This is a genomic window from Herbaspirillum sp. B65 (genome assembly GCF_000333555.1).
GTDB lineage: Bacteria > Pseudomonadota > Gammaproteobacteria > Burkholderiales > Burkholderiaceae_D > Herbaspirillum > Herbaspirillum rubrisubalbicans.
On sequence record NZ_BADI01000240.1, the window covers coordinates 1 to 4,624 of the forward strand.

The following is a 4,624-nucleotide window of genomic DNA, read 5'->3' on the forward strand; positions in this document are numbered from 1 at the left end:
TGGGGCTGGACGTCGTGGCCGACATGCTCAAGCAGGTACGCGGCACCATCCGCATTGCCACCCGGGCCGGCAGGGTAGTCGCTTCCTGCTGCAGCTCCCGCTGACGTTGTCGGTGATCCGCAGCCTGCTGGTGGAAATTGCCGGCGAACCGTATGCGTTCCCGCTGGCCTCCGTCAATCGTACTCTGCGCCTGCCGGCCGAGGCGCTGCAGACGCTGGAAGGCTATCAGCACTTCCACCACGAGGGTCGCCAGGTCGGCCTCATCAGTGCCCATCAGGTGCTGCACAAGGGCCAGTGGCGCGCTCGCGATGGCAGTGTGTGCGTGGTGGTCATCGGCGAGCAGGAACGCAGCTATGGGGTGGCGGTGGATGCCTTCCTGGGCGAGCGCACGTTGGTGGTGCAGCCGCTGGACGCGCGTCTGGGCAAGATTCCCGACATCCTGGCCGGCGCCCTGATGGAAGATGGCGCGCCGCTGCTGATCCTGGATGTGGCCGACCTGCTGCGCACGGTGGAAAAGCTGACCTCGTCCGGGCGCCTGCAGACGGTGGATCAGGAGGGCAGTGGCCCAGCGACGGTGGTCGCGCGCAAGAAGGTACTGGTGGTCGACGATTCGCTCACCGTGCGTGAGCTGGAACGCAAGTTGCTCACCCATCGTGGTTACCAGGTCACGGTAGCGGTGGATGGCATGGATGGCTGGAATGCGGTGCGCGCCGAACACTTCGATCTGGTCATCACCGATATCGATATGCCGCGCATGGATGGCATCGAACTGGTCAGCCTCATTCGCGGCGCCCCGCAATGGCAATCGTTACCGGTGATGATCGTCTCCTACAAGGATCGCGAGGAAGACCGGCAGCGCGGCCTGGCTGCGGGTGCCGACCATTATTTCACCAAGAGCAGTTTTCATGACGAAAGCCTGTTGCAGGCTGTCACGGATTTGATTGGAGAGGCAACATCGTGAAGATCGGCATCGTCAACGATACCCCCATGATGGTGGAAGTGCTGCGCCGGGTGATTGCCGAGAGTGGCCGCCACGAATTGATCTGGATCGCCCGCGATGGCGAGCAGGCGGTGCAGATGTGCGCCTGGCAATTGCCCGATGTGGTGCTCATGGACTTGCTCATGCCCAAGATGGATGGGGTGGAAGCCACCCGCCGCATCATGCAGGAGACGCCCTGCGCCATCCTGGTGGTCACGTCCGACATGGACACCAGCGCTGCCAAGATCTACGAAGCCATGGGCCATGGAGCCCTTGATGCTACTCAGACCCCGGCCTTGATCGGGGTAGCCGGCAAGCGCGATGCGGCGGCCCTGATCGAAAAGATCGATAACCTCGGGCGCTTGAGTCCGGAAGAGATGAGTGCCCCGGTGCGGCCTTGCCTGCCAGCGCTGACCCCGGCGGGGCAGGAAGATCTGGCGCCGTTGGTCGCCATCGGTGCCTCGGCCGGTGGCCCGGCAGCGCTGGCGACGCTGCTCAAGCAGGTGCCGCGCGAGTTTGCCGGCAGCATCGTGATCGTGCAGCACATCGACGCGAGCTTTGCGGCGGGCATGGCGCAATGGCTGCAACAGCAATCGTTGCTGCGCGTGCGGCTGGCCATCGAAGGTGACTTGCCGCGTCGCGGCGAAGTCCTGCTGGCCGGCAGCAACCGGCACCTGGTTTTCAAGGAGGGCAGTCGTCTCGGTTATCGCGATGGCGCCCCTGCGGACGTCTACCGCCCCTCGGTGGACGCCTTTTTCCACAGCATCGTGCGGCATTGGCCAGGCCATGCCACCGGCGTGCTGCTCACCGGCATGGGCCGCGATGGCGCGGCCGGCCTGAAGGCCTTGCGCGACAATGGCTACCACACCCTGGCCCAGGACCAGAAAAGCTGCGCCGTCTACGGTATGCCCAAGGCGGCCGTGGCGCTCGGTGCGGCGGTGGACGTGTTGCCGGTCAGCGCCATGGCGGCCCGGCTGCAAGCCCTGTTGGCAGCGGCATGATGCGATTGAACAGAAGGAATGTACTATGAGCTCGGACCCTGCGAGCGGCAATCTGACCGGCACGCCCCTGCTGCCGTCGGACGAATACAAGATCATGGTTTTGCTGGTGGATGACCAGCCCATGGTGGGCGAGGCGATCCGGCGCGCCCTGATCAACGAAGAGCATATCGATTTTCACTTTTGTACCCGCGCCGATGAAGCGCTGGCGGTGGCCGAGAAGACCCGGCCTACGGTGATCCTGCAAGACCTGGTGATGCCCGGTGTGGATGGCATGACGCTGGTGCGCCAGTACCGCGCCAGCCCGGTGCTGGCCAATGTGCCCATCATCGTGCTGTCCTCGCGCGACGACCCCGAGATCAAGCGCGATGCCTTCGCCGGCGGCGCCAACGATTACATGGTCAAGCTGCCGGACGTGATCGAACTGGTGGCGCGGCTGCGTTATCACTCGCGCTCCTACATCAACCTGTTGCAGCGTGATGCCGCCTACCGCGCCCTGCGCGAGAGCCAGCAGCAACTGCAGAAGACCAATTTCGAGCTGCAGCGCCTGACCAATACCGATGGCTTGACCGGCATTGCCAACCGCCGCTATTTCGACGACTACCTGGGCGCCGAATGGCGCCGGGCGCGGCGCGATGCGGTGCCACTGTCGCTGTTGCTGATCGACGTCGATTTCTTCAAGCGCTATAACGACAACTACGGTCATGTGGCCGGCGACACTGTGCTGCGGCGGGTGGCGCAGATCATCGATGACACCATCCAGCGCCCGGCCGACCTGGCGGCGCGCTTCGGTGGCGAGGAATTCGCCATGATCCTGCCGCGCACCCCCATCGAAGGCGCCCACAGCCTGGGCCAGAAACTGTGCCAGCGCATCGAGGCGAACCAAGTGCCGCATGAACGGTCCGACATCAGCGCCTGGCTTACCGTGAGCATCGGTGCCGCCTGTGTGATACCGGGGCAGGAGCAGGACATCAGCGAACTCATCGAGATGGCCGACCGCCGTCTCTACCTGGCCAAGCAGCAGGGCCGCAATCGCGTGGTGTGGCAGGATGGCTGACCCATCTCGCACGCCAGAGGACAGATCACCAAGAACAGCAAGGAACAGATGACCATGCGTACCATCGCCAGCCTGGAAGAACTGAAATCACTGGCCGGCCAGGAAGTGGCCTGCAGCGACTGGATCACCGTCACCCAGGAGCAGGTAGATCGCTTCGCCGATGCCACCGGCGACCATCAATGGATCCACGTCGATGTCCAGCGTGCCGCGCGTGAACTGCCCTACGGCGGCACCGTGGCACACGGCTTCCTGACGCTGGCATTGCTGCCCCGCCTGCTGTCCGAGGCGATCAGCCTGGGGCCGGACGTACGCTTGTTGCTCAACTACGGCTTGAATCGGGTGCGCTTCCCGGCGCCCCTGCCGGTAGGGCGCCGGGTGCGCGGCATCATCCGCCTGGAAGCGGTGGAGGATATTCCCGGTGGCGTGCAACTGGCCTGGGGCATCACGGTGGAGTGCGAGGGGGCGGACAAGCCGGTGTGTGTGGCCGAGTTCCTGGTGCGGCGTTATTGATGCGGACCCGGCCGACTTCCTCGCGCAAACTCATGCATTTGTAGTCTGGCAGCATCGGCAGCGACTGCACGGATGAATTTTGATTCAGGCCGTGGTCAGGAATTGTCATAAGGTGCTAATGTGCAAGCATTCGGTCGCGCTTGTCAGCGTTGCCGCCGCGTCTTCGCCGATCACGTTTCTCATGATGTCAGAACGCCCGATACCTCCGCTCGACGTCGAATCCGATTGCTACCGGAAGGCGCTCGCCTTCAACAATCTCACGCTCTCCTACATTGCCCGCGGGGCGCCGCTGGACCAGTTGCTGGATCGTATCGCCAGCGGGTTTTCATGCCACTATCCGCAGCGTGCACTGGCCATTTTCCTGTTCGACCCCGAGACCCAGCGGATGCGCGTGGGCGCGGCACCGCGCATGACGCCGCAGTTCCTGACTGAAGTCTGCGCACTGCCGGTGCCAGATCCCGATACGCCGCAGTTCTGGCACAGTTTCACTGCCTTGGGTGAGCGCCATCAGCTCTGTCTGCTGGAAATACTCCCGCTGCGCTCCTTTGCCGGCGCCGTGGCGGGAATCCTGGCAGTGTGTGCCCAGACCCGTGCGCTGGCCGATCCGGCCCATCTGGAACCGGATTACCGCGAGGCCGTCGGCGCCGCCGTATCGATGGCCATGTTGGCTATCGAGCGCGCCTTGGTGCCTGTCCATACGCGGGTCGAGCGTGAAGCGCCGGGAGTGGCCGATGAGCGCATGGCGCTGGCCATCGAAGGCAGCGGCACCGGTATCTGGGACCGCAATGCAGTCACCGGCGAGATGTATTATTCGCGCGGCTGGAAGGCCATCCTGGGCTACGAGGACTGGGAACTCTCCAGCCACCTGGAAGATGCCTACCAGCGCATTCACCCGGAAGACCTGCCCTATGTGCAGGAAACCATCCGCCAGCATTTCGCCTCGCAATCCGATACCTACCAGGTGGAGCACCGCATTCGCTGCCGCGATGGCAGCTACAAGTGGATCAGCAGCCGCGGCAAGGTGGTGGCGCGCGATGCGGCCGGCAATGCGCTGCGCATGATCGGCACCACCACCGACAT

The 4,624-nt window shown here is 64.1% G+C and carries 4 protein-coding genes and 1 pseudogene; all 5 read left to right on the plus strand.

Going from position 1 to position 4,624, the window contains the following annotated elements; all coding sequences use genetic code 11:
• Positions 1-961 (plus strand): annotated as a pseudogene (locus I5W_RS06300) (response regulator); the annotation flags it as partial.
• Positions 958-1,980: a chemotaxis response regulator protein-glutamate methylesterase gene (locus tag I5W_RS06305; RefSeq protein WP_017451748.1), complete on the plus strand. Its 1,023-nt coding sequence runs from the start codon at positions 958-960 to the stop codon at positions 1,978-1,980. The pseudogene I5W_RS06300 and the gene I5W_RS06305, both read left to right, overlap by 4 nt.
• A 25-nt stretch (positions 1,981-2,005) precedes the next feature.
• Positions 2,006-3,034, plus strand: a complete 1,029-nt coding sequence (locus tag I5W_RS06310; protein WP_017451749.1) for a GGDEF domain-containing response regulator — start codon at positions 2,006-2,008, stop codon at positions 3,032-3,034.
• A gap of 54 nt (positions 3,035-3,088) precedes the next feature.
• The gene (locus I5W_RS06315) at positions 3,089-3,544 is read left to right on the plus strand and encodes a MaoC family dehydratase (protein ID WP_026052012.1); all 456 of its coding nucleotides are present in this window, start codon (positions 3,089-3,091) and stop codon (positions 3,542-3,544) included.
• A gap of 181 nt (positions 3,545-3,725) precedes the next feature.
• Positions 3,726-4,624 (plus strand): PAS domain-containing protein (locus I5W_RS06320; protein WP_374702122.1); only part of this gene is annotated, 899 nt, incomplete at its 3' end.